The organism is Aeromonas sp. s13 (assembly GCF_040907905.1).
Classification (GTDB): domain Bacteria; phylum Pseudomonadota; class Gammaproteobacteria; order Enterobacterales; family Aeromonadaceae; genus Aeromonas; species Aeromonas veronii.
Genome location: NZ_JBFOCS010000078.1, coordinates 33,890 through 55,446, shown reverse-complemented (window position 1 = coordinate 55,446; position 21,557 = coordinate 33,890). Strand labels below are relative to the sequence as shown.

Sequence of the window (21,557 nt, the reverse complement as noted above, 5' to 3'; positions counted from 1 at the left end):
GTGAGTTTCCCCTTGTGTGGCAGTTCATGCCTTGCTGTTCCCTGTGAGATTTACAATGAATCTGCATTTTGGGTATCCACTGCATCCCCAAAACCGATTGCCTCGGTTATCCCCCCGTTTGGCGGTACGCAATACCATCGGGTTGCCGCATCTGGGGCATAGTGGATTTGCTTGGGTGAGCGATTCGGTGATGGTTGGCGCGGCGTTCACCACCTGATTGACCACAGGCATTGCAGCTACGGATAAAGGCGGGCGGGGAACCTCGCTGTGACGTGCTTTCAACTGCGCCACATGCTGTTTATGGGTCTGCCAATTGGCGGCCAGTCGTCCCCGCTGGATTGTGTCGATCACTCTGGTGACTTCGGCAGGGGTCAACACCTGCGTGGTTTTACTCTTGATATAGCGAATAAGCCCACGGTTCATCACGTTATCCGGCATGGGGGTTTTAAAAGTGCAGTCGCCAATAAAGTAGATAATCGAATGGAGCTGATGATCAGCAAGACCCAGCAAGGATTTGAGCGTCATCAGGTGCAGATAGTTTTGGCGCAGGGGATTTTGAAAGGTATGTCTGCGGCGATAGAGCTGCTGTGTCCAGCTTTTGTGGGCTGGATTACCAAATATCCACCCCTTGATGTTCTTGGTCTCGATCACAAATAGCCCGAAGCGAGAGACGATCACATGATCGATCTGGGTAGTGCCCTGCGGGGTCGGCAGGGTCACGTTCTTGAGCAGGTGGTACTCCTGTCTGTCGAGAAAGAGCCGGATGCCCAAGTTGATAAATGCCTCTCCAACCATCCCTTTGAACCAAGGCGTTTTGATCAGGGTGGCAATCAACAACAGGGGCAGCAGATACCAGAGCTGGCCTAGCAGAACAGCAAAAACGGGTGTGAAGTCCATTTCAACTCGCTTTGGAACGGGGCGATGAGGTGCCGAATTGAGCCATCCTAACAATTTCATCAAAAGGAATATGTGACAGATTGCACTAACTCTGTGACAAGGCTGGATTTTTCGGGGCGGGCTGTGGTTGATGGTAAATCGCAGGTGCAAAAAAGCCCCTTGGCGGGGCTTGGTGTCTGGCAAGGCTGGTGTCGGGATTATCAATCGAACAGGATGCGGCCGTTGGTGCCGGCATCGCTGTCTTTCCAGCTGGCGCCGCTTTTGCGCAGGGTGTAAGTGATGGTCTCCTGCTTGAATTTCAGGTAGTCGCTGCCGCTGTGGCTTGGTTTGACCTGATTGCCATCGATATAGGTCTCCCCTGTGGTATCGACGTGAATTTCAGCCACAGTGCGGCCATCGTCAGTGACTGCTTTATAGTTGCCAGCCCACGGGCTCTCGTCGCCATACTGCACGGCCCCTTCCTGAGCGTGCGCTTGGGCATGGGTCTTGTGGCCGTGATGGGTTTTGGCCACGGCACAGCCGGAGATACCGACCGCCAGCAGGCAACCGAGGGCGACATTGAGCAGAGTCTGTTTGGATTTCATCTTCATTTACCTGTATCAAATAATTGCAATGGATAAGGGGTGGAGCCCCCACGGTCGGTGTGGGCCCCGTTGAGCCATGGCTCGAAATCAGTCCTGATTGATGCCAGAAATATGGCCGCGGGCGTCGGTGAGGCAGTGCCAGAGCCGGTCATGGGGCCCCTTGATATCAATCATCATCCCCGCCTGGGAGTCGGCCACATAGTCGAGGGTCAGTTTGCTGCGGCTGACGCCCGCTTTTCTGGCAACGGCGTTCATGCAGGCGTTCTCGGCAACCTTGGTTTGCGCAGTGCTGCCGTTGTAGGCACTGCTGCTGGCGTTCTCATCATCGCCGTCGTCATCGTTCTCATCGTCATTGAGCTGGCAGGCGCCGCTGTCGCCATTTTTGACAAAATAGGTGATGCCCCAGTCGCCATTTTTCACCATGGAGAGGGTGGTGCGCCCCTTGCTCGCCTCGTAGAAATTTGAATTCACTTTTTTAAGTGGAATTTGCTGGTTATTGATATAAGCCGTGCCATCTTCGATGCGAAGATTAATATGTCCAGGACAGCTAGCGGATAAATCAGGCACCCCTGCATATGCGGTTCCGGTCATGACCAATACAGAGAGAGCAAGCAGCGTTTTTTTCATCAGATAACCTCAAATCAACAAGGATCAGCAAGTGTGATGTCGTCAAAATAACGGTTGCTATGCCTTAACGTTATTTCTGTGCCCATTGCACACCTGTTATCGGTAGCCCGCAGTCAGTCGTTTCAGTGCGCCTCGTCCTGCCGGGATGACGCCAAATTTAGCAGTCGGGTGATGTAAGTAAAATAAAACAGGATTAATTGGATTCATAAAATATGAAAAAACATAAATCATTTAAAACAATGGGTTAGGTGCTGTTCAAGTCACTGTGCAAATGATGGGGGATCTCCGGGTTGGTTCCTTATGGGCATCGATAAGGTTGGCCATCGGTCAGTGATGTCGGGCGTTTGGTATTTTTCCTGTTGCAAGCGGGCGCAGGCTGGCGACATCACAGGGCCACTGAGCCATTGCGCACCGTAAATACACAGACAAAAACTCCAATATTCGGTGTGCGAGGGGGGAAATTAGCCTGTCAGCAGGAAGATATTTTTACCTGATATGACTGGGTAGTGAGAAATATGAAAGGGGGCAGATCAATAAATTCTCCATCAATACGGGCATAATTATCCGGAGTGTTACTGTGCTTTCCCTGAGGATTGCCCACTCTTGGCAGGTAAAAATAACGACTCAGAAACTCATGGCCAACCCGATGGAATAACCGCTGGTGTTGTGGCTGAACATATAGCGGGCAACCAGCCGGGTACGGGTGACTATGATGTCGTATTTGCTGCTGTCCAGCTCCAGACCGGCGCCGATAGAGTTGAGGGAGTCAAAGCCAAGCAACCCCCGCTGCTCCCCCAGATATGCGGTATGGGCCCCCTCCAGTACATAGCGCACCGGTCTGTCGAGCAGGGTCCAGTGGAATAGCGGGGCCCGGCGGCGCAGATAGAGACCGAGGTTCTCCGCCTCGGCGTGACCACGGACGCTGGTCGAGGTACCACCAAAGCTCTGCAGGTGCTGGTAGGAGTAGCGCACTTCGATATCGATATCCTGCGCCTTTGAAAAGAGCTCGTAGTCGAGCATCAGCGAGCCGCCCAGTCCGTACATATTGAGCTGTCCACCATCGAGAAAATCCAGCGAGTAGCCCTTGGTGCGCTCCAGCAGCCAGTTGCCGATCCGCAGATCGCTGGCCATGGTACCGAGCGAGACGTTGGCGATGGGGCGCAGCACCCAGTGGCCACCGCGCGGGTCTTCATGGAGGGCGATATCCCAGCCGATCCCGCCTGAAGCGGTCAGGCTGTTCCACTTGGTCGGGAGGGTGCGGCTCTCGGTGCCGTTGCTCACCACAAACTGGGGATCGTAGCGGCTAAAGCCGATCGCCCCTTCCAGATAGATGGGCACGGCTTCGCTCATGGTTGCGCCGCCACCGATCTGGGTCATGTTGAGGGCGGCAGATTGATTGGTGCCGCTGCCGATATCGAGGTTGCTGGCGGTGATGTCAGGCACCACGGTGAAGGTCATCAGCGAGAGCACCGCATTGGCGCGCTCCTGTGCCCACTCCTGATCCTGTGTTGCGGCCTTGACGGCGCTGCCGGATAGCGCCAGCAGCATTGGCAACAACATCTGCAATAAAGAGAAGCAAGAGCGGTGCATGAGTGTGGTTCCCGATAAGCGGCGTCTGATTGCCCTGGCTTTACTGTAGCGAGCTTCCCGCCGGTTGGCACGGAGCTAAGAGGGGGGAATAGGCGCCGCTTGCGGTCGGTTGCCGCTGAGGGGCAAGCCTTTGCCACACCAACGGCACGTCTTTGCAGTTTGTCGCTAAAGCTTGGCCTCTTGCCGCCGATATCTCTTGTGAGATCGTGTGGAGGGCAAGCAATTGAACGCTTGGGTGTTGGGGTTGGTCAGCATATCCGTGAGTATGCAGTTACAGGCTGGGGTCACCGAATTTGGTGCCGGTCTGGATCAATCCGTCTGGCGTTTGACCTCCGATACCCAGATTGAGTGTCGCCTCGAGCACCCGATCCCCAACTGGGGAACGGGGGCCTTTGTCAGCCGTGCCGGGCGCAAGATCAACCTCGACTTCGAGCTCAAGGGCAAGCGGCCGCAGGCCCAGACCCAGACGGTGAGCCTTGGCATCATGCCACCGGTATGGCGCCCGGGCATCGCCGGGCGAGAAGTGAGTCAACTGCGCTTCTATCAGCAGTTCGATGGGCTGGTGGAGGGGCAAACCGCCTGGACCATGCTCGACGAGCTGGAGGGGGGGCGGATGCCCACTTTTCAGTATCGGGACTGGTATCGCCAGAACCGCGCGGTGCGAGTGTCCCTCTCGTCAGTCAACTTTCGGGTGAAATATCAGGCCTTTATCGACTGTCTGAGCGGGCTGTTGCCCTACAGCTTCAATGACATCGCCTTTAGCGTGCTCACCTACGACAAAAACAGCGATCAGCTCTCCATCCCCTCCAAGCGGCGGCTGGCGATGATCAGCGAGTTTATCAAGGCGGACAAGAGTATCGACGTAGTGGTGATCGATGCTTACAGCGATAGCTATGGCGGCCGCTGGCCGAACCTGAAACTCTCCGAGAAGCGGGCCGATGCCATCAAGAAGGTGTTTGTCGATCTGGGGATCGATCCCGGCAAGATCTCGGTGGAGGGGCATGGTGAGAAGCAGCACGTTGCCTCCAACGAAACCGAACAGGGACGTGCCAAGAACCGGCGGGTGGTGATCAGCATGGGGCGCAATGGCGAGATCTAGCTTTGCGGCCCGGTCAGAGAAGCATAAAAAAGAGCGCATCTGCGCTCTTTTTTGATCCTGCCATTAGGCCGTGAGATTAGGGCAGCTTAGAAGCTGTCACCGAGGCCAGTACCGGCATCTTTCTTGGCGATCAGTTCAATCTTGTAACCGTCCGGATCTTCGACGAAGGCGATCACGGTGGTGCCGCCTTTAACCGGGCCCGGCTCGCGGGTGATCTTGGCACCGGCGGCGCGCAGCGCTTCGCAGGTGGCATAGATGTCGTCTGCTTCCAGCGCGATGTGGCCATAGGCTGAGCCCAGTTCGTACTCGCTCACCCCCCAGTTGTAGGTCAGCTCGATCACCGCTTCATCCTTCTCGTCACCGTAGCCCACGAAGGCCAGGGTGTACTTGTACTCGCTGTTCTCGCTCTTGCGCAGCAGCTTCATGCCAAGGACACGGGTGTAGAAGTCGATGGAGCGTTGCAGATCGCCGACACGCAGCATGGTATGCAGAATTCTCATTGCTCAGTTCTCCGGGTTGGTGATGTGTACTGCTTTCAATCTCGGTTGCGAGGCTATCAGTTGTCGGGATAGACCTTCTCTTTGTACTCGCACAAGTCCTCGATGATACAGGAACCACAACGGGGCTTGCGAGCCAGACAGGTGTAACGTCCGTGCAGGATAAGCCAGTGGTGGACATCCAGCTTGAACTCGGCGGGCACTACCTTGAGCAGCTTCTCCTCCACCTGATCCACGTTCTTGCCCACCGCAAAACCGGTACGGTTCGAGACCCGGAAGATATGGGTATCGACGGCGATGGTGGGCCAGCCAAAGGCGGTGTTGAGTACCACGTTGGCGGTCTTGCGGCCGACTCCCGGCAGGGCTTCCAGCGCTTCGCGGTTCTCCGGTACCTCGCCGCCGTGGCGCTCCAGCAAGATGGCGCAGGTCTTGATGACGTTCTCGGCCTTGGTGTTGAAGAGGCCAATGGTCTTGATGTACTCCTTGAGCCCGTCCACCCCGAGATCCAGCATCGCCTGCGGGGTGTTGGCCACCGGATAGAGCTTGTCGGTCGCCTTGTTGACGCTGACATCGGTTGCCTGCGCCGAGAGCAGCACGGCGATCAACAGCTCGAATGGCGAGTTGAAGTTGAGCTCTGTGGTGGGGTGGGGATTGTTTTCCCTCAGTCGCTCGAGGATCTCTCTGCGTTTCTGGTTGTTCATGCCTTGCTTCCGATCATAGCTCGGTCGCCCGGACGCGGGCCGGGGCAACGTTGCAGTGGGCCACGGTAGCGGCCTGTTTGCGGTCCCGCCAGTCGTTGATGGCGTTCTTGGCTGCGATCAACAGTCCCAACCCGATAAAGCCGCCCGGCGGCAAAATCGCCAGCAACAGGCTGGCATCGGCGTGGAACAGCTCGATGCGCAGGGATTTGGCCCACTCGCCCAGCAGCAGCTCGGCGCCATCAAACAGGGTGCCCATGCCGATGATCTCGCGCATGCCGCCCAGTACCAGCAGCACCAGGGTAAAGCCAAGGCCCATCATCAGGCCGTCGAGGGCCGCCAGCAGCGGCGGGTTCTTGGAGGCATAGGCCTCGGCGCGGCCGATGATGACGCAGTTGGTGACGATGAGGGCGATAAAGATGCCGAGCGCCTGATAGAGGCCATAGGTGTAGGCGTTCATCAGCAGCTGCACGCTGGTCACCAGCGAGGCGATGATCATCACATAGACCGGAATGCGAATATCCTTCGGCACCCAGTTGCGCACCAGCGAGACGGCGAGGTTGGAGCAGACCAGCACCGCCATGGTGGCAAGGCCCAGCCCCAGCGCATTGGTAAAGGTGGAGGAGACGGCGAGGGTAGGGCAGAGCCCCAGCACCTGCACCAGCGAGGGGTTGTTCTTCCACAACCCCTGACTCATCAGCTCCTTGAGCTCGCCCTTGCGGCTTTCCAGCTCGGCAATCGGGGCTGCGCCCGTTTCAATCTGTTCCATCTGGTTCATGATGGCTCGACTCCGTTAGTTCGCTGCCGGACAAGCCGGGGCGTTGCTGAGCAGTTCGGGTTGCTCCTGCTGCAGTTTCAGCAGGTTCTTCACCGCCTTGACCACGGCTCGCGGGGTGATGGTGGCGCCGGTAAAGGCATCGAACTCGCCGCCATCCTTCTTCACCGCCCACTGGGGCTCGTTATCATGGGTCAGGAATTTTCCGGCAAAGCTGTTGATCCAGTCCGATTTCTTCAGCTCTATCTTGTCACCGAGACCCGGGGTCTCGTTGTGAGCGAGCACGCGCACGGCGGTGATGGTGCCCTTGGCATCAAAACCCGCCACGATGCGGATCGCCCCGCTGTAACCATCCGGCGCGATCGCCTCCAGCGCATAGCCGGTCACCACGCCATTCTTGCTGGCGGTATAGAGGGCTTGCGGTTGATCGCTGCCCAGATACTTCCTGCTGGTCACCTGCTTGCAGCTGGCCACCAGATCGTTGTCATAGCTCCCCTCCGGCAGCAATACCGAGAGGGTCTGCTGTTTCTCCAGCTGCTGCTGGTGGGCGATTTTATCCTTGGTCAGCTCGTTGGTCAGTACCACCAGCGCGGTACAGCCGAGCGCGAACATGGCCAGAATAAGGCCGTTCTTGCGCATGCTCTTTAACATGTCCGGGCTCCGTCAGCTGTGATGGGGGAAAAGGGCAGAAACATCATTGGCGACGGGCTCCATACACTTTCGGGCGAGTCAGGCTGTCAATAAAGGGTACGCAGAGATTGGCCAGCAGCACGGCGAAGGCGAACGCATCCGGATAGCCGCCAAAGCGGCGAATGATGTAGACCAGCACCCCGATCAGCACGCCATAGACCAGTCGGCCACGCGGCGTGGTGCAGGCGCTGACCGGATCGGTGGCGATAAAGAAGGCCCCCAGCATAGTCGCGCCGCTAAAGAGATGGAACATGGGCGTGGCAGTCGCATCCGGGCTTACCAGATAGCCGATGGTGGAGGCCGCCAGCAGGGCACCGAGAATGGCGGTGGGAATGCGCCAGTTGATCACCTTCTGTTGCAGCAGGAACAGGCCGCCCAGCAGGTAGCCGAGGTTGACCCAGCTCCAGCCGATACCGCCCCAGCCCTCAAACAGCGGGCCGCTCAGGATCTCGCCTGTGGTGAGTCCCTGAGTCAGGCCGGTTTTCAGGGTATCGAGGGGGGTCGCCATGGTGAGGCCATCCACCCCCTGCTTGAGCTGGGCCATGCTGTAGCCGTCGAGGCTAAAGCCGGTGAAGATGACCGACGCCGCATCACCAAAGCCGAGGCTGTAGGCGCGCACGCTCTCCGGCGGCAGCCAGCTGGTCATCTGCACCGGGAAGGAGACCAGCAGCAGCACATAGGCGACCATGGCCGGGTTGAACAGGTTCTGGCCCAGTCCGCCGTAAAGGTGTTTGGCGACAATGATGGCAAAGGCCGTGCCCACCACCAGCATCCACCACGGCAGCAGTGGCGGCAGGGAGAGACCGATCAGCACGGCGGTGAGCGCCGCACTGCCATCCATCAGGGCAGGCTTGATGGCTCGGCCACGGAGCTTGAGCACCAGCGCCTCGCACAGCAGCGCAGTGACCAGCGCCAGCAGGATCTGGATAAAGGAGCCCCAGCCGAAGAACCAGGTCTGGGCCAGCAAGCCCGGCACGCAGGCCAGGATCACCAGCAGCATCAGGGTTCGGGTCTGTTTGCGGTTATGGGCAAACGGCGCAGTCGCAATATTGAACATGAGTCTGTCGATTACCTTGTGGTTGTTCGGTCGGCTGACGGGGCATCTTCAGCGGCGGTCTCTGCGGCTCTGGCCGCCTCGGCCGCCAGCTTCTTCGCCTTGGCGCGGGCCACCGCGGCTGCAATGGCCGCTTTTTTCGGATCAACCGGGGCATCAGCTGCAGGGGCGTTCGCTTCAGGCACGGCAGTGACAGCAAGTGGTTGCTCACTGCTGGCTGCATCGCTTTGCATCGGCTCGGCCGGTGCGCGCTCACCCTCAGCTCCGGCACTTTCTACCTCAGCACCGGCATTCTCTACCTCAGCACCGGTACTTGCGCTCTGCTGGGCCAGTTTTTTGGCGATGGCAGCGGCGATAGCTGCCTTCTTGGGATCGACCGCTTCACTTGCAGTCGTATCGCTTTGGCTGGTGGTTACTTCGCTCTTGGCTAGCGCCACGTCGCGGGTCTCCGCGCTGGCAGTAGGCTCACTCTTCGCATCCTCAACACCGGCACTTTCGCCCTGCTGGGCCAGCTTTTTGGCCTTGGCGCGGGCAATGGCAGCAGCGATAGCGGCTTTCTTGGGATCAACCGCTTCGCTGGCCGCAGATGGCGCATCGCTTTGGGTTGCAGCGGATTCGCTGGTGCCTGCGTTTGCAGTCAGATCGCCTTCAGCGCTGTCACCCTGCAGGGCCGCCTTTTTGGCTTTGGCCCGGGCGATAGCGGCAGCAATTGCGGCTTTCTTGGGATCGACAGGGGCATCATTTTGCGTGTTGACCTCGGCTGCCGTGCCGTTGGCTGCGCTTACCGGTTCACCATTCGCCTCGGCCTTTTTGGCCTTGGCTCGGGCGATGGCGGCGGCAATCGCCGCCTTTTTCGGATCAACCTCTGCCTTTTGCTGATCAACATCTACTACCGCAGGGGCAGCAACGGCTTCGGCAGTCACAGGCTCGGCGCTATCGCCAGCCTGAGCGGCTTTCTTGGCCTTGGCGCGGGCCAGTGCGGCAGCGATGGCCGCTTTCTTGGGATCGCTGGCGGGGTCAACCGCCTCGGCGGGTTGCGCCGCAGCGGCAGTGTCACTGTTTGCGCTCTCCGCCAGCTTGGCGGCGCGGCGCGCCTCCGCTTCCCGTTTGCGGGCTTCGCGGGCGGCAATCACCGCGCTGTTGTCAGGCAAGCCCTCGGCGGTGGCGGCAATGGCAGTGATGGGGGCATCCTGCTTGGCCTTGATACGGGCCAAGGCGGCTGCCACCGGATCTTCCCCGCCTGCGGCCGTCATGGTCTGACGGCGCTGGGCGGCGGCTTCGGCATGGCGCGCTTCACGGGCCGCTTTCTCCCGCTCGAAACGGGCCTGCTTGGCCTCGAAACGCTGCTTGGCGCGCTCGGCTTTTTCGGCCTCGGCGCGGGCTTCGCGAATGTCGTCTTTGGCGATCTTGTAGTACTGCACCAGCGGGATCTCGCTTGGGCAGACCCAGGCGCAGGCGCCGCACTCGATGCAGTCCATCAGGTTGAGCTTTTCGGCCTTGTCATACTCCTTGGCCCGGCTGTACCAGTAGAGCTCTTGCGGCAGCAGGGTTGCCGGGCAGGCATCGGCGCAGGCGCTGCAACGGATGCAGGGTTGCTCCGGGCCGGGGGCAGGCAGTTCGGCCTGCGTCGGCGCCAGCAGGCAGTTGGTGGCCTTGACCACAGGCACCATGGCGTGGGGCAGGGTAAAGCCCATCATGGGGCCACCCATGATCACCCGCTGCTCCGCTTCCGGTTGCAGCTCGAAACGCTGCAACAGCCAGCGCACCGGCGTACCCAGGCGCACCCAGGCGTTGCCGGGTTTTTTGAAGCTGTCGCCGGTGAGGGTGACGATCCGCTCGATCAGCGGCTCGCCGTCGATAATGGCGCGCTTGATGGCAAACACGGTGGCGACGTTGAGCACCATGATGCCGATATCGACCGCGCGGCCCCCCTTGGGTACCTGACGGCCGGTCAGCAGCTCAATGGTCTGCTTGGCACCGCCCGAGGGGTACTTGGTCGGCACCGTCTTGACCAGCACATCCTCATCTGTGGCATGGCGGGTCAGCTGCTCGATTGCCTCGGGCTTGTTGTCTTCCACCCCGATCAGGGTCAGCTTGGGCTTGAGCAGGTGCTTGAGCACCCGGATGCCATCCATGATCTCGTCGGCGTATTGCTGCATCAGCCGATCATCGGTGGTGATATAGGGTTCGCACTCCAGCCCGTTGACGATCAGGATCTCGGTGAGCTGGCCGCGGCCGTCGAGTTTGCTGTGGGTCGGGAACACGGCGCCGCCAAGGCCCGCTACCCCTGCCTGTTGGATGCGCTCGAGCAGCTCGCCCCGCTCCAGATTCCAGTAATCGGCTTTGCCATTGCGCTCGCCCCACTCATCCTCCCCATCCGGGGTGAGAATGACGCAGAGATCGCCGAGTCCGGAGGGGTGGGCAACCGTGTGGTTGCCAATCTCGGTGATGGTGCCGGAGGTGGAGGCATGGACAGGGACGACCCGCCCCTTGGCATAACGGGTCAGCGGCTGCCCTTTTTTGACCTTGTCGCCCACCTGCACCAGCAGATCGCCGGCGGGGCCTGCGTGCTGGCGCAACGGAATAATGAGGCGTGGCGGCAGACCGGCGTCTACCACCGGGCTCTGGCTTGATTGCAGCTTGTTGTCGGCGGGGTGAATGCCACCGTGAAAGTCCCAGAGCGTGCCGGCTTTGATACGTTCGAGTAAGGAATGCATGGTTGCTCCGCTGTTTATTCCACTATCTTGACCGGAATCTTGCCCGGAACATGCACGTTATTGAGATCCCACTTCCAGTTATCGACCGTAGTGGGCACCGGGATCATCTCGATGCAGTCGGTCGGGCAGGGATCGACACAGAGATCGCAACCGGTGCACTCGTTGGCAATCACGGTATGCATCGCCTTGGTGGCGCCGACGATGGCGTCCACCGGGCAGGCCTGAATGCACTTGGTGCAGCCGATGCACTGATCTTCGTGGATAAAGGCGACCTTCTTGACCGGCACTGCGGCCTCGTCACTGCCCCCCAGCGGTTGGGGCTCGACCCCCATCAGATCGGCAATCTTGCGCATGGTGGCCTCGCCACCGGGTACGCACTTGTTGATCTGATCGCCGTTGGCGAGCGCCTCGGCGTAGGGTTTGCAGCCGGGATAGCCGCACTGGCCACACTGGGTCTGGGGCAGCAGGGCATCGAGCTGATCGACGATGGGGTCTGCTTCCACATGAAACTTGACGGCGGCAAAGCCCAGGATAATCCCGAACGCCAGCGCCAGCAGGGTGAGCACCAGAATGGCAAAGAGAATATGGATCATGGTTATATCTTGATAAGGCCGGTAAAGCCCATAAAGGCCAGCGACATCAGACCGGCGGTGATCATGGCAATCGACACCCCGCGAAACGGCGCGGGCACATCGGCGGCGACCAGACGCTCGCGCATGGCGGCAAACAGGATCAACACCAGCGAGAAGCCGGTGGCGGCGCCAAAGCCGTAGATCACGCTCTGGATAAAGTCGTGTCGCTCATTGATGCTGAGCAGCGCCACCCCGAGCACCGCACAGTTGGTGGTGATGAGGGGCAGGAAGATCCCCAGCAGGCGATAGAGGGTCGGGCTGCTCTTGCGCACCACCATCTCGGTAAACTGCACCACCACGGCGATCACCAGAATAAAGGCGAGGGTGCGCAGATAGGCGATATCCAGCGGCAGCAGGATATAGTGCTCCACCAGATAGGAGCTGGCACTGGCGAGGGTCATCACGAAGGTGGTCGCCAGCCCCATGCCGATGGCGGTTTCCAGCTTGCCGGAGACCCCCATAAAGGGGCAGAGGCCGAGGAATTTCACCAGCACGAAGTTGTTAACCAGCACGGTGCCGATCAATAAAAGCAGGTACTCAGTCATCAATTACCGTCACTGAAAGTCGGGTTATCCGGGTTTGAAGGCGGGCGGTATTATCTGACGTTAGGGCCAGTTAAACAACCGCAAGGCCGCATGGTTATTATGCAACTGGATAATTTAGCCGGGGTTTTGGGCGAGAATTCGGTGGGTTTTGCGCCATATCCCCACCGGGTGAGAAGCCTTACTAACCAACAGCCAATTTGGCGGCTTCTTTCCACATAAATGGCGGCATCGGAGTAGTGAGACGCCATTTTATGTTCATCGGTTGGCTGCCAGTGTGGGATACGTACTCCACCTCACCAAAGTTCACAAAGCCAAGGGTACGGCCAAATTCATCTTTGCTCTGCTCGCGGACGAACAAAAACAAGCGCTTACCTTCTGCTCTGTGGTTAATGTAACTCAGCCCCTTACCCCGCTCTGGGCGAGCGCTGTTTTGGCTCTGCCAATGAAACAGCGACTCGTTGATGGCGTAGTCGTGATAACGGGTAGTGGGGGAGAAGTGCTGTTCCGTTTTGTTCAAGGTAACGAACAGCAACTCGATATTTTGCTCTGCGATGACATAGACCCCTTCGCGAGCCGTGGGTTGCTGCGCGAAGGTGGTCGCGCCAAAGCCAACCAGCACTTGCTCTCTGGCATAGCGAGCATGCAGTTGCAGCGGATTACCGGGAAGGTTTGGCATGGTGCTTTGTTCGTGCTGCACCCGGTTGATCAGCATGGGTAACAGATCTGCCAGCTCGGCCCTTAACTCTGGTTGATTGAGTTGTTTCAGGCTGTGCGCCAAGGAGCTAAAGCCTGCGTTGGGGCCGCTCTGTTGCCAGAAGTCGTAGTGGCACATCAAGGCCATGCGTGCATCGTGCTCGGCCGTTAAGGTAAAGGCGCTTTCCACCAAGGTTTGTAAGAAGTTCAAGTAATGGAGCGCATCGCAGCCCAATAGCCGGGTTTTGATGGCCCGGGTGTAGAGAGTCGACAACTTCTCATCGCTCATTTCAGAAATGGTATGGTTGCGGGCCTGTTTGACCAAGGTGCTCCAATTGCCGCGCTTGTAGATCTCCTCAAGGCTGATGTGAGGGTAGAACTTCAAAAAGTTCGCTAGTGTCAGAGGTAAATCGCAATCCTGTGAGAAACGGCGGATCAGGCCCATAAGGCGCGAGGTATTGAGAGTCGCCTTCTTGATATTGCTCAGAATTAACTCTTGGGTCTGTTTTGAGAGTTCGATGCGGCAGCCCAAGGGGGCGTGAGGGAAGCCCTGTTTGATCTCGTGGCTGATTGCTTTATTAGTTTTACCCACCAGTGCCCGGAATTTCTGGGCAAAGTCATACTCAGCACGGGCATTGCCAACAAAGTCCAACACGGTGCAGCACTCTTTATCACTCGCCAGCCGCAGGCCGCGCCCTAATTGCTGCAAGAAGATAGTGAGGCTTTCCGTTGGTCGTAAAAACAGCAAGGTATCGACTTCCGGGATATCGACCCCTTCGTTGAAGATGTCCACCACGCAGAGAATATTGATAACCCCAGTGCGCAAATCTTGTTGTTTACTATGCCGCTCGTCTCGATTATCGCTGGTGAGGATGTCAGCCTTGATGCCCTTCAATAAAAAGGCCTTGCACATAAAGTCGGCATGTTCACGGCTCACACAAAATGCCAGCGCTTTGATCTTGGTAATATCGGTGACGATCTCATTGAGGCTCTGGACTATTTTCTGTACCCGCTGCTGATTGTGGGTATAGATATTGGTGAGTTCAGTGATGTCATAACGGCCATTTTTCCAAGCCACTTGGCGCAAGTCAGTATCATCATCGATACCAAAATATTGGAACGGACAGAGATGGCGACGATTGATGGCCTCGGGCAAGCGGATCTCTGCTGCGATGACACCACAAAAGTCGGCAAGAATATCACCGCCATCATGGCGCTCTGGCGTTGCGGTTAATCCCAACAGAATGTGAGGTTCAAAGGCGGCGAGCAGACCGCGATAACTGGCCGCCGCAATATGGTGAACCTCATCAATGACGATGTAATCGAAATAATCTGGGCTAAGACGTAAATTAGCCAGCTGGTTATTCAAGGATTGCACCGAGGCAAATAGCTGACGGTAGTGGGTCGGCACGGCGCCGCCGACCAAGAGTTCGCCAAAATTGGATTGTTTAAGCACTCCGCGGTATGAGGCCAATGCTTGGCGCAAGATCTCCTCTTTGTGGGCGACAAACAGGAACTTGGCGTCGGGTTTGGTTTTCAGAAAACGCGCAAAATCAAAAGCGGAGATCAGGGTTTTCCCTGTACCGGTGGCCGCAACCACCAAGTTACGGAAGCGCTGGTGTAAAGCGCGCTCCATCGCCAATTGTTCAAGGATTTCCAGTTGATGGGGAAACGGCGTGATATCAAAGAAATAGGCAGGACTATTTTTGTCCCCATCCCCACGGGCCTCTTGCAGTGCATGCTGCAATTTTGTACGGCTTTCGAGCTTGCCATCAAACAGCTCAAAATCATCGGATTCCCAATAGGTTTCAAAGGTACTCAGGGATTTCTCGATAATATGAGGGATCTCTTGCGAGGTGATTTTTAGGTTCCACTCCAAGCCGCTGGTGAGGGCTGAGTGAGAGAGATTGGAGGAACCTATATAGCCGGTATGAAAGCCGGTATTTCGGCAAAAGAGATAGCTCTTGGCATGCAACCGCTCGCGCTGGGTGTTATAGCTGAGTTTGACTTCGGTATTTGGGAGGCTGGCTAAAAATTCAACTGCCTTGGCATCGGTCGCTCCCATATAAGAGGTAGTAATTACTTTTAATTGGTGGCCGCGGCGAGTGAACTCTTCCAGCTCATGACGGAAAATCCGGATACCTGCCCATTTGATAAATGAGACCAGCCAGCAGATGCTATCTGCCGATAATATCTCCCGTTTAATCTCCGACTCCATCGACAAACCCGCATTGCTGCCACAAAACAGTTCGCTCTGAGTGAGACCTGTCAGAGGGAAAATATCCTCGGCATATTGCTTTAAATTGGCGGAAATGGGGTTATCCAACTGGTAGAGCGCTGTCAGAATTTTTCCCTGACTATCGATGAGGTTCTCGCTAATAAAGTCTGGGTCTTGTGTGCGATCCTTTAGCCAAAGCAATAACTGGTTAGCCAGCTCAATCTGCCGTTGCAGCTGATCCTCTCCAGTTACCGAACCAACCGCATATTCCAAAACCCGGCTCAGAAATCTGGATAACCAAACTGCCGCTTCGGCAGGCTCAAGTTGGCGTTCCCCCACGTAAAAGTGCTCGCGGTCGAGTCGAGATGTCAGCAGTTGAGTAATGAGCTGTTCATAAATACCGCATTGTTGCATCGCACTTTAGCCTTGAACGTTGTACATGAGGGTGGCGAGAAGAGTATCATTTTTTCCAACCAAATCAGTAAGCTGTTGTCGTCTGTTACTCGTTTGAAAATCGCTCCGGTTTTCGTGATACAGCCCGACAGTGACAACCACAGGGAGGTGGTGATGGATCCGGTTTCCTATCTTTTTTCGGCTTATCTCAATCTGGTACAGCAGCAGGTTGCGGATATCTATGGCACTGAGGCCAAGACGCTGGTGGTGCAGTATGAGGGGGAGTCGGTCCCGTTCTCTTTTCAGCTGTGGCAGATCCAGCAGCCGAGCGTTTGCCGTCCTTATGAGCAAGATGTGCGGCGTTTTAGTCAGTGCTCGGTCAAGGCGTCCGCCCTGTTTCACAAGCTGTGTGATGACTTGACCCGACAGGATGACAGCAGTTGGCAACTGCCCAAATTTCGCACCATGTACTGCTCGGCGGCCGTCAGTTATCGGCCGATGATTGCAGAGATTGGGGATGCCAAGCAGAGTCCTGCCAAGCTGGCAGAGCGGGCTTGCAATCAGGCGATTCTGGCGGCGATGGATAGCGAAGATGAGACCCTGCAGGCCCAGCGTGACAAAGCGTGCGCTGCGGTGCAGTAACGCGAATTTATCTGACCAGATCATTTGCGCTCGCTTTGCGCGCCACGGCACACATGGGCTCTCCCTTGCCGGGTAAGATGGGGTTGCCCGCTGTGGCGACGACAGTCGGATGCTTGCGGGCATATGCCGGTCACATCAGCCAGATCACCACCAGGAGGTAACCATGATCAGCCATATCGACCATCTGGTATTGACGGTCAGTGATATCGAACGGGCCGTGGAATTTTACAGTTCGGTGCTCAATATGGAGGCCATCACCTTCGGTGCGGGGCGCCGGGCGGTAGGGTTTGGCAACCAGAAGATCAATCTGCAACTGCTGGGGCAGGAGCCGCGCAATCGGGCGCAGGTGGGGTCGGGAGATGTCTGCCTTATCACCCGCTGGCCGCTGGAGCAGGTGATGGCCCAGCTTGCCTGCCACGGGGTGGAGATTGTCGAGGGGCCTGTGACCAAAAGCGGTGCCTGTGGGCCGATAGAATCCATCTACTTCCTCGACCCTGACCAGAACCTGATAGAAGTGAGCATCTATCCCTGACAGGGTTGGCGCGGCGCCTGACGGTGCAACACCTATCAGAATCACTCTACTTCCTCGACCCGGATCAGAATCTGATAGAAGTGAGCATCTATCCCTGAGTCCACCAAGCCATCAGTTCCATCGCTATCATCAATAGAAAGGGGCCGTCAATTGACGGCCCCTTTCTTGTATCGCCATCGACCCAGCGCCAGTGCCTCTTTGCCGATACTCCAGAAACGCCCTAGAAAGGCGAGCTGCTCTCGTCGCTCTCCTGTAAAAACTGCTCCACTTCTGCCTGATAGGCCGCATCAGGTTGACCGCTGCTGGCAGGGGTTACGGCTGCAGACCGAGCCACGGGAGGGGCGGTGAGGGTCTCCATCACCCGCTGCTGCAGATAGGGGTAGAAGGGGTTGGAGGAGGTGCGGGTGAGGGCGCCGGGGTTGACGATCAGCACCCCGCGCTCGCCACGCAGGGCCAGACCGCCGAGATTGATGCCGTATTGCTCCCGCTGCTGCGGGCGCGCTGCCATGCCATAGAGGGGGTCGTCCATCGGGAAGGGGAGCGCCACATGGGAGAGGGAGTAGATCTCCTTGGGATAGTCGATACCCAACGGACGGATATGCTCAGGCTGGTCGGCGCTGGCCAGCGTTCTGGCCTGCGTTGCGGGGGAGGCGGGGTCCACATTGCCCACCACGGTGAGGCGATAGTGCTGAGGGGCGTTTGGCAGCAAGCGGTGCAGCGCCAGCTCGGAGGCCGAGCTCATCAGCGGGCCAAACAGGGTGCTGCGGTTGATATCAAACAGCACCAGTTCGCTGCCGTTGGCCGGCAGGTAGTGGTAGAGATCGGCAATGATGGAGCGGGTGCTGACGGTGTAGTCCATCACCGACTGGAAGGTGAGGGCGGGGGGAAACGCCGCCAGCTCGCCACTGGCGGCCAGCTGGCGCACCTGCTGCTGGATGGCGTGGGTCAGGCGATAGGACTGGCGCGCGCCGTTGACCGGAAACGAGTTGTATTTGAACGGGTTGAACTCCGGCATGGTGTCGAGCCAGGCTGCGTTTGCAAAGGCGGGCAGCAGGGCAGGCACGGCCTTGAGCCCGGCGAAGCGGGCAAAGCGGGTCACCCCGATCATCGGGGAGATCAGCACCAGCCGATCCGGTTTTGCCAGCGCACCGCTCGGGTCGGCCAGCGCATCGAGCGCATATTTTACCGCCAGCGCGCCGCCGTTGGAAAAGCCCACCAGATGGAGCGGCCGCTTGCCCGGTGCCAGCAATCTGGCCTCCCGCACCGCCAGTCGGGTGGCGGCCAGCCAAGTCTCCCAATCCACATCCACGAGGCCAGTGGGCACAGTGCCGTGGCCGGGGATCCTCAGCCCCAGCGCGATAAAGCCCTGCTGCTGATAGCGTCTGGCCAGATGGCGCAGGCTGTAGGGGGAGTCGGTCAGGCCGTGCAGCAGCACAGCAACCCCTTTGACGTCCCCCTCGGGGCGCAGCAGGTAGGAGCGGTTCCAGTTCTGCTGAAAGCGGGCGGGATTGATGGGGGCGTCCTGATAGTAGCGATTGCTGGCCAGTTGCTGCTCCGGCGGCGTCTTGGCGACTACCTCGGTGGCCACCAGCTCGAACAGCTCTGCTTCGCGGGCCAGATAGGCTTGCCAGTCGCTGCTGTCGAGCTCATCGGCACTGAGTTCGGGGGGCACCACAGTGTGCCACAGCTGCAGCGGCGCTGCTTGCCAGGCGAAGTAGGCGATCACCGCCCATGCGGTCAGCAACAGCAGCAACAGGGTCAGCAGAGCACGGCGAACAAGGCGGCGAGTGTGAGCCAGCATGGCGCAATCCTTGGCGATAGGGGGGCCGCCTTTGGGCGGGCGAGTTTGGCGCAGCATCCAAGGCGCTGCCAACCGGCTTAAAGCCTAATGGAAACAAGGTGATATGTATAGTTGATGGCGTTCGTCCGCGCTGGCTGTGGGCGCCTGATCCTGCCGTTGGCATCAGGCTGGCCGTTCAAAGGCTGTATCGCGGGCCATCTGGCGCTGTGAACTTGTCCGCAGATGCCCGCTTGGGTGCTGCGAACTTGCAACTATCTGCCCCTGAAAGGGGGCAATTATGCTACTGTAGCGGCGTTTTTTGATGGATAAGCTGGCATTGGCCTTTTTTGAAGATGGAATGGTATGCAGAACTTTGACGTAGTGAATTGGCTGATGCAGCAAACAGCCTCCCCGGCGCAGCCGGAACCGGCAATGGCACAACCGGGCGCGGCCCAGACCCTGTGGCAGGTAACCCATGCTGGCTAACGAATCCATGCGCCTGAACAAATACATCAGCGAGAGCGGCATCTGCTCGCGCCGCGAGGCCGACCGCTTTATCGAGCAGGGCCACGTCTTTATCAACGGCAAGCGGGCCGGGATCGGTGATCAGGTGCAGGTTGGCGATCTGGTCAAGGTGAACGGTCAGGTGATCGAGCCGCGCGAGGCGGACAGTCTGGTGCTGATCGCCCTCAACAAGCCGGTGGGCATCGTCAGTACCACAGAGGCGGGCGAGAAGGACAACATCGTCGATTTCGTCAACCACAGCACCCGGGTCTTCCCTATCGGGCGGCTCGACAAGGATTCGCAGGGGCTGATTTTCCTCACCAACCACGGCGATCTGGTCAACAAGATCCTGCGGGCGGGCAACGATCACGAGAAAGAGTATCTGGTGACCGTCGACAAGCCGGTGACCGACGAGTTTGTGCGCGGCATGGCGGCCGGGGTGCCGATCCTCGGTACTGTGACCAAGAAGTGCAAGGTGAAGAAAGAGGCGCCGTTCGTCTTTCGCATCACGCTAGTGCAGGGGCTTAACCGCCAGATCCGCCGCATGTGCGAGCACTTCGGTTTTGAAGTGACCAAGCTCGAGCGCATTCGCATCATGAACGTCAGCCTCAAGGGGCTGCCGGTAGGCGAGTGGCGCGATCTCACCGACGACGAGCTGATCGATTTGTTCAAGCTGATTGAGGACTCCTCTTCCGAGGTGAAACCGGCCAAAGGCGACAAACCCAAGGCGGCCAAGGCCCCTGCGGCGCAAAGCGCCAAACCGGGGCAGGGCAAGAAGCCGCGCCGCGATGACGATCACGAGATTGGCGGGCGCCCCAATGTGCCGGGCCCGGAAGCTTTCGAGAAGAAGCTGCCGGTAGGCAAGGGGGGGGCGGGCAAAGGTGCTGCCAATAAAGGTGGTGCTGGTAAAGGGTCACCCAAGGGTGGCAAACCGGCCGCTGGCAAGCCGCGCACCGCTAACACCGGACGGCAGAAGAAGGGGCGCTGAGTTGCCCCTCTGAGTTGCATCAGCCTATCTTGTCATCCCTAACACGGTTATCCCCAACACACCGGCCTCAGGCCGGTGTGTTGTTTTGGACTGCAGAGCTGGTTGGGAGGGGCGCCGAGATGGTTGGCTCGCTGGCGGTCGGTAACCCCATGACGCGGGGATAGTGGCGTGGGTCGAGGCGCAGCACCAGCAGGCTCATCAGCAGCAGGCCCCCCAACTGCCACTGCCAGGCGGCCGCAAAGTCGCCCACATAGTGATAGAGCCGTGCCGCCACCCAGGGGCCGGTGGCCGCCAGCATAAAGCCGAAGCCCTGCATCAGGGCGCTCAGGGTGCCGGCGCGGCGCGGGTCGGGCAGGTGATCGAGCGCAATCACCATGATCAGCGAAAAGCTGCCGCCAAGACCGGCGCCGCACAGCATGCACCAGAGGATCGGGGCACTGTCTGGCGCCAGCCAGAGGCCGCCAAATCCCGCCAACTGCATGGCAATCGCCAGCCCCATCCATGGCCGCCGATCCAGACTGCGCGCCGCCAGTAGCGGCAAGCCAAGGCCGCTGGCGGTCTGCGCCAGTGCCAGCCAGGCGACCAGTTCGCCCGCCTGTGCAGCGTTCCACCCATTCGCCATATAGGCGGGGGCCAGCCAGGCCACGACTATGCCGTAGCCACTGTTGATGATGCCAAAGCAGACGATCAGCAGCCAGTTGCGGGGCAGGGTGATCAGCCGCTGTTCGCCGTGGGGAATGGCGACCGCCGCGGTGCTTGGCAGACGCACTTTCCACCCTAGCCAGATGAGGGCCAGCAGCAGCGGCAGGCTCCAGAGTGCCAGTGCCTGCGACCAGTCGAGGCTGGCCGCCAGCCGTGGCGTGAGGCTGGCGCCGAGCGCACCGCCCCCCATCATGCAGGCAGAGAAGATCCCCATCACTTGCGGCACCTTGCGGGCAAAGTGCTGCTTGATAAGGGCGGGCAGCACCCCCTGCACCAGCGCCGAACCCAGGCCGCACAGCGCAGCGGTAGTGATCAGCAGGGGGCCGCTCTGGGCATCAAAACGCAGGGCACTGCCCGCTGCGAGCAGCAGCAGGGCCAGCCCCAGCAGGGTGGTGGCACTGGCAAGGCTGCGCAGGCGCGGGGTGAGCAGCACGCCGACTCCGATGAGCCACAGCGGCAGCAGGGTGAGCCAGGCCAGGGTATCCATCCCCAGCGACAGGGCGCGGCCAATCTCGCCGCTCAGCGGGCCGATGGCGGTAAGAAAGGGGCGCAGGTTAAGGCCAGTCAGGATCACCAGCACCAGCAGGGCGGTCTGGCCTGCGGGTTGATCCGCATTTCGTTGATTCATCGGGCGCTGTTTCCGGTTCTGGGAGAAACAGGGGGCATTCGGGACACGGAGTCATCGGGGCTGAACATGGCT

Annotated in this window: 20 protein-coding genes; 5 read left to right on the top strand and 15 right to left on the bottom strand. The window is 58.9% G+C overall.

The annotated features are described in order from the left end of the window. Nucleotides 1–24 precede the first annotated feature (24 nt). From AB5Y82_RS17360 to AB5Y82_RS17345, 4 genes are all read right to left on the bottom strand, one after another. Nucleotides 25–897, bottom strand: coding sequence for an NERD domain-containing protein (locus AB5Y82_RS17360; RefSeq protein ID WP_368174296.1), 873 nt, complete (start codon nucleotides 895–897; stop codon nucleotides 25–27). Nucleotides 898–1,097: 200 nt separating this feature from the next. Further along, entirely contained in the window at nucleotides 1,098–1,481 is a 384-nt protein-coding gene (locus AB5Y82_RS17355) for a hypothetical protein (RefSeq protein WP_042057732.1), read from the bottom strand. Nucleotides 1,482–1,568: 87 nt separating this feature from the next. After that, a complete protein-coding gene (locus tag AB5Y82_RS17350) occupies nucleotides 1,569–2,108 on the bottom strand; it encodes a hypothetical protein (protein WP_368174295.1) in 540 nt (179 codons plus the stop codon). Between the two features lie 624 nt (nucleotides 2,109–2,732). Next, nucleotides 2,733–3,656, bottom strand: a complete 924-nt coding sequence (locus AB5Y82_RS17345; protein ID WP_234887736.1) for an autotransporter domain-containing protein — start codon at nucleotides 3,654–3,656, stop codon at nucleotides 2,733–2,735. A 265-nt stretch (nucleotides 3,657–3,921) separates the two neighbouring features. Between AB5Y82_RS17345 and AB5Y82_RS17340 the strand changes: the two genes are divergently transcribed. Continuing rightward, nucleotides 3,922–4,797, top strand: coding sequence for an OmpA family protein (locus AB5Y82_RS17340; protein ID WP_005337611.1), 876 nt, complete (start codon nucleotides 3,922–3,924; stop codon nucleotides 4,795–4,797). A gap of 86 nt (nucleotides 4,798–4,883) precedes the next feature. Here AB5Y82_RS17340 and gloA read toward each other — a convergent pair whose 3' ends face one another. The 9 genes from gloA to AB5Y82_RS17295 form a co-directional block, all read right to left on the bottom strand. Next, nucleotides 4,884–5,297: a lactoylglutathione lyase gene (gloA, locus tag AB5Y82_RS17335; protein ID WP_005337610.1), complete on the bottom strand. Its 414-nt coding sequence runs from the start codon at nucleotides 5,295–5,297 to the stop codon at nucleotides 4,884–4,886. Between the two features lie 56 nt (nucleotides 5,298–5,353). Beyond that, entirely contained in the window at nucleotides 5,354–5,995 is a 642-nt protein-coding gene (nth, locus tag AB5Y82_RS17330) for an endonuclease III (protein WP_213386978.1), read from the bottom strand. Between the two features lie 13 nt (nucleotides 5,996–6,008). After that, on the bottom strand, nucleotides 6,009–6,761 hold the full coding sequence (locus AB5Y82_RS17325; protein WP_041202329.1) for an electron transport complex subunit E: 753 nt from the start codon (nucleotides 6,759–6,761) through the stop codon (nucleotides 6,009–6,011). Between the two features lie 24 nt (nucleotides 6,762–6,785). After that, nucleotides 6,786–7,418, bottom strand: a complete 633-nt coding sequence (gene rsxG / locus AB5Y82_RS17320; RefSeq protein WP_005359614.1) for an electron transport complex subunit RsxG — start codon at nucleotides 7,416–7,418, stop codon at nucleotides 6,786–6,788. Nucleotides 7,419–7,461: 43 nt separating this feature from the next. After that, complete coding sequence (rsxD, locus tag AB5Y82_RS17315; protein ID WP_005337606.1) at nucleotides 7,462–8,514, bottom strand: electron transport complex subunit RsxD; 1,053 nt, start codon at nucleotides 8,512–8,514, stop codon at nucleotides 7,462–7,464. A gap of 11 nt (nucleotides 8,515–8,525) precedes the next feature. Then, nucleotides 8,526–11,228, bottom strand: a complete 2,703-nt coding sequence (rsxC, locus tag AB5Y82_RS17310; RefSeq protein ID WP_368174294.1) for an electron transport complex subunit RsxC — start codon at nucleotides 11,226–11,228, stop codon at nucleotides 8,526–8,528. 14 nt (nucleotides 11,229–11,242) lie between these two features. After that, nucleotides 11,243–11,821 (bottom strand): electron transport complex subunit RsxB, encoded by a 579-nt coding sequence (rsxB, locus tag AB5Y82_RS17305; protein ID WP_005350799.1) that lies wholly within the window; start codon nucleotides 11,819–11,821, stop codon nucleotides 11,243–11,245. A gap of 2 nt (nucleotides 11,822–11,823) precedes the next feature. Next, complete coding sequence (rsxA, locus tag AB5Y82_RS17300) at nucleotides 11,824–12,405, bottom strand: electron transport complex subunit RsxA (RefSeq protein ID WP_005337600.1); 582 nt, start codon at nucleotides 12,403–12,405, stop codon at nucleotides 11,824–11,826. A 181-nt stretch (nucleotides 12,406–12,586) separates the two neighbouring features. Beyond that, nucleotides 12,587–15,730 (bottom strand): DUF3427 domain-containing protein, encoded by a 3,144-nt coding sequence (locus AB5Y82_RS17295; RefSeq protein ID WP_368170713.1) that lies wholly within the window; start codon nucleotides 15,728–15,730, stop codon nucleotides 12,587–12,589. 153 nt (nucleotides 15,731–15,883) lie between these two features. Here AB5Y82_RS17295 and AB5Y82_RS17290 point away from each other — a divergent pair, with 153 nt between their 5' ends. Continuing rightward, complete coding sequence (locus AB5Y82_RS17290) at nucleotides 15,884–16,351, top strand: hypothetical protein (protein WP_323929850.1); 468 nt, start codon at nucleotides 15,884–15,886, stop codon at nucleotides 16,349–16,351. Between the two features lie 163 nt (nucleotides 16,352–16,514). Further along, on the top strand, nucleotides 16,515–16,883 hold the full coding sequence (locus AB5Y82_RS17285; RefSeq protein ID WP_043825666.1) for a VOC family protein: 369 nt from the start codon (nucleotides 16,515–16,517) through the stop codon (nucleotides 16,881–16,883). A gap of 220 nt (nucleotides 16,884–17,103) precedes the next feature. Here the strand turns inward: AB5Y82_RS17285 and AB5Y82_RS17280 are convergent, their stop codons facing one another. Further along, a complete protein-coding gene (locus AB5Y82_RS17280; protein ID WP_368174293.1) occupies nucleotides 17,104–18,684 on the bottom strand; it encodes an alpha/beta hydrolase in 1,581 nt (526 codons plus the stop codon). A 342-nt stretch (nucleotides 18,685–19,026) separates the two neighbouring features. On the opposite strand from AB5Y82_RS17280, the gene AB5Y82_RS17275 reads away from it, so the two are divergent. Together AB5Y82_RS17275 and rluF are read left to right on the top strand one after the other, a co-directional pair. Beyond that, a complete protein-coding gene (locus tag AB5Y82_RS17275; protein ID WP_368174292.1) occupies nucleotides 19,027–19,149 on the top strand; it encodes a hypothetical protein in 123 nt (40 codons plus the stop codon). After that, nucleotides 19,139–20,155: a 23S rRNA pseudouridine(2604) synthase RluF gene (rluF, locus tag AB5Y82_RS17270; RefSeq protein WP_368174291.1), complete on the top strand. Its 1,017-nt coding sequence runs from the start codon at nucleotides 19,139–19,141 to the stop codon at nucleotides 20,153–20,155. Before AB5Y82_RS17275 ends, rluF begins: the two co-directional genes overlap by 11 nt. A 67-nt stretch (nucleotides 20,156–20,222) precedes the next feature. On the opposite strand, the gene AB5Y82_RS17265 is transcribed toward rluF, so the two are convergent. Then, nucleotides 20,223–21,485 carry an MFS transporter gene (locus AB5Y82_RS17265; protein WP_368174290.1) on the bottom strand — a complete coding sequence of 421 codons (1,263 nt, stop codon included), beginning with the start codon at nucleotides 21,483–21,485 and terminating at the stop codon, nucleotides 20,223–20,225. Nucleotides 21,486–21,557: the final 72 nt, after the last annotated feature.

Coding starts and splice junctions, on each gene's coding strand:
- rsxD (WP_005337606.1), bottom strand. CDS start 8,514: ATGTTCAATATTGCGACTGCGCCGTTTGCCCATAACCGCAAACAGACC.
- rsxB (WP_005350799.1), bottom strand. CDS start 11,821: ATGATCCATATTCTCTTTGCCATTCTGGTGCTCACCCTGCTGGCGCTG.
- rluF (WP_368174291.1), top strand. CDS start 19,139: ATGCTGGCTAACGAATCCATGCGCCTGAACAAATACATCAGCGAGAGC.
- gloA (WP_005337610.1), bottom strand. CDS start 5,297: ATGAGAATTCTGCATACCATGCTGCGTGTCGGCGATCTGCAACGCTCC.
- rsxA (WP_005337600.1), bottom strand. CDS start 12,405: ATGACTGAGTACCTGCTTTTATTGATCGGCACCGTGCTGGTTAACAAC.
- AB5Y82_RS17275 (WP_368174292.1), top strand. CDS start 19,027: ATGCAGAACTTTGACGTAGTGAATTGGCTGATGCAGCAAACAGCCTCC.
- AB5Y82_RS17265 (WP_368174290.1), bottom strand. CDS start 21,485: ATGAATCAACGAAATGCGGATCAACCCGCAGGCCAGACCGCCCTGCTG.
- rsxG (WP_005359614.1), bottom strand. CDS start 7,418: ATGTTAAAGAGCATGCGCAAGAACGGCCTTATTCTGGCCATGTTCGCG.
- AB5Y82_RS17295 (WP_368170713.1), bottom strand. CDS start 15,730: ATGCAACAATGCGGTATTTATGAACAGCTCATTACTCAACTGCTGACA.
- AB5Y82_RS17290 (WP_323929850.1), top strand. CDS start 15,884: ATGGATCCGGTTTCCTATCTTTTTTCGGCTTATCTCAATCTGGTACAG.
- AB5Y82_RS17350 (WP_368174295.1), bottom strand. CDS start 2,108: ATGAAAAAAACGCTGCTTGCTCTCTCTGTATTGGTCATGACCGGAACC.
- AB5Y82_RS17355 (WP_042057732.1), bottom strand. CDS start 1,481: ATGAAATCCAAACAGACTCTGCTCAATGTCGCCCTCGGTTGCCTGCTG.
- AB5Y82_RS17360 (WP_368174296.1), bottom strand. CDS start 897: ATGGACTTCACACCCGTTTTTGCTGTTCTGCTAGGCCAGCTCTGGTAT.
- AB5Y82_RS17280 (WP_368174293.1), bottom strand. CDS start 18,684: ATGCTGGCTCACACTCGCCGCCTTGTTCGCCGTGCTCTGCTGACCCTG.
- AB5Y82_RS17325 (WP_041202329.1), bottom strand. CDS start 6,761: ATGGAACAGATTGAAACGGGCGCAGCCCCGATTGCCGAGCTGGAAAGC.
- AB5Y82_RS17345 (WP_234887736.1), bottom strand. CDS start 3,656: ATGCTGCTGGCGCTATCCGGCAGCGCCGTCAAGGCCGCAACACAGGAT.
- nth (WP_213386978.1), bottom strand. CDS start 5,995: ATGAACAACCAGAAACGCAGAGAGATCCTCGAGCGACTGAGGGAAAAC.
- AB5Y82_RS17285 (WP_043825666.1), top strand. CDS start 16,515: ATGATCAGCCATATCGACCATCTGGTATTGACGGTCAGTGATATCGAA.
- rsxC (WP_368174294.1), bottom strand. CDS start 11,228: ATGCATTCCTTACTCGAACGTATCAAAGCCGGCACGCTCTGGGACTTT.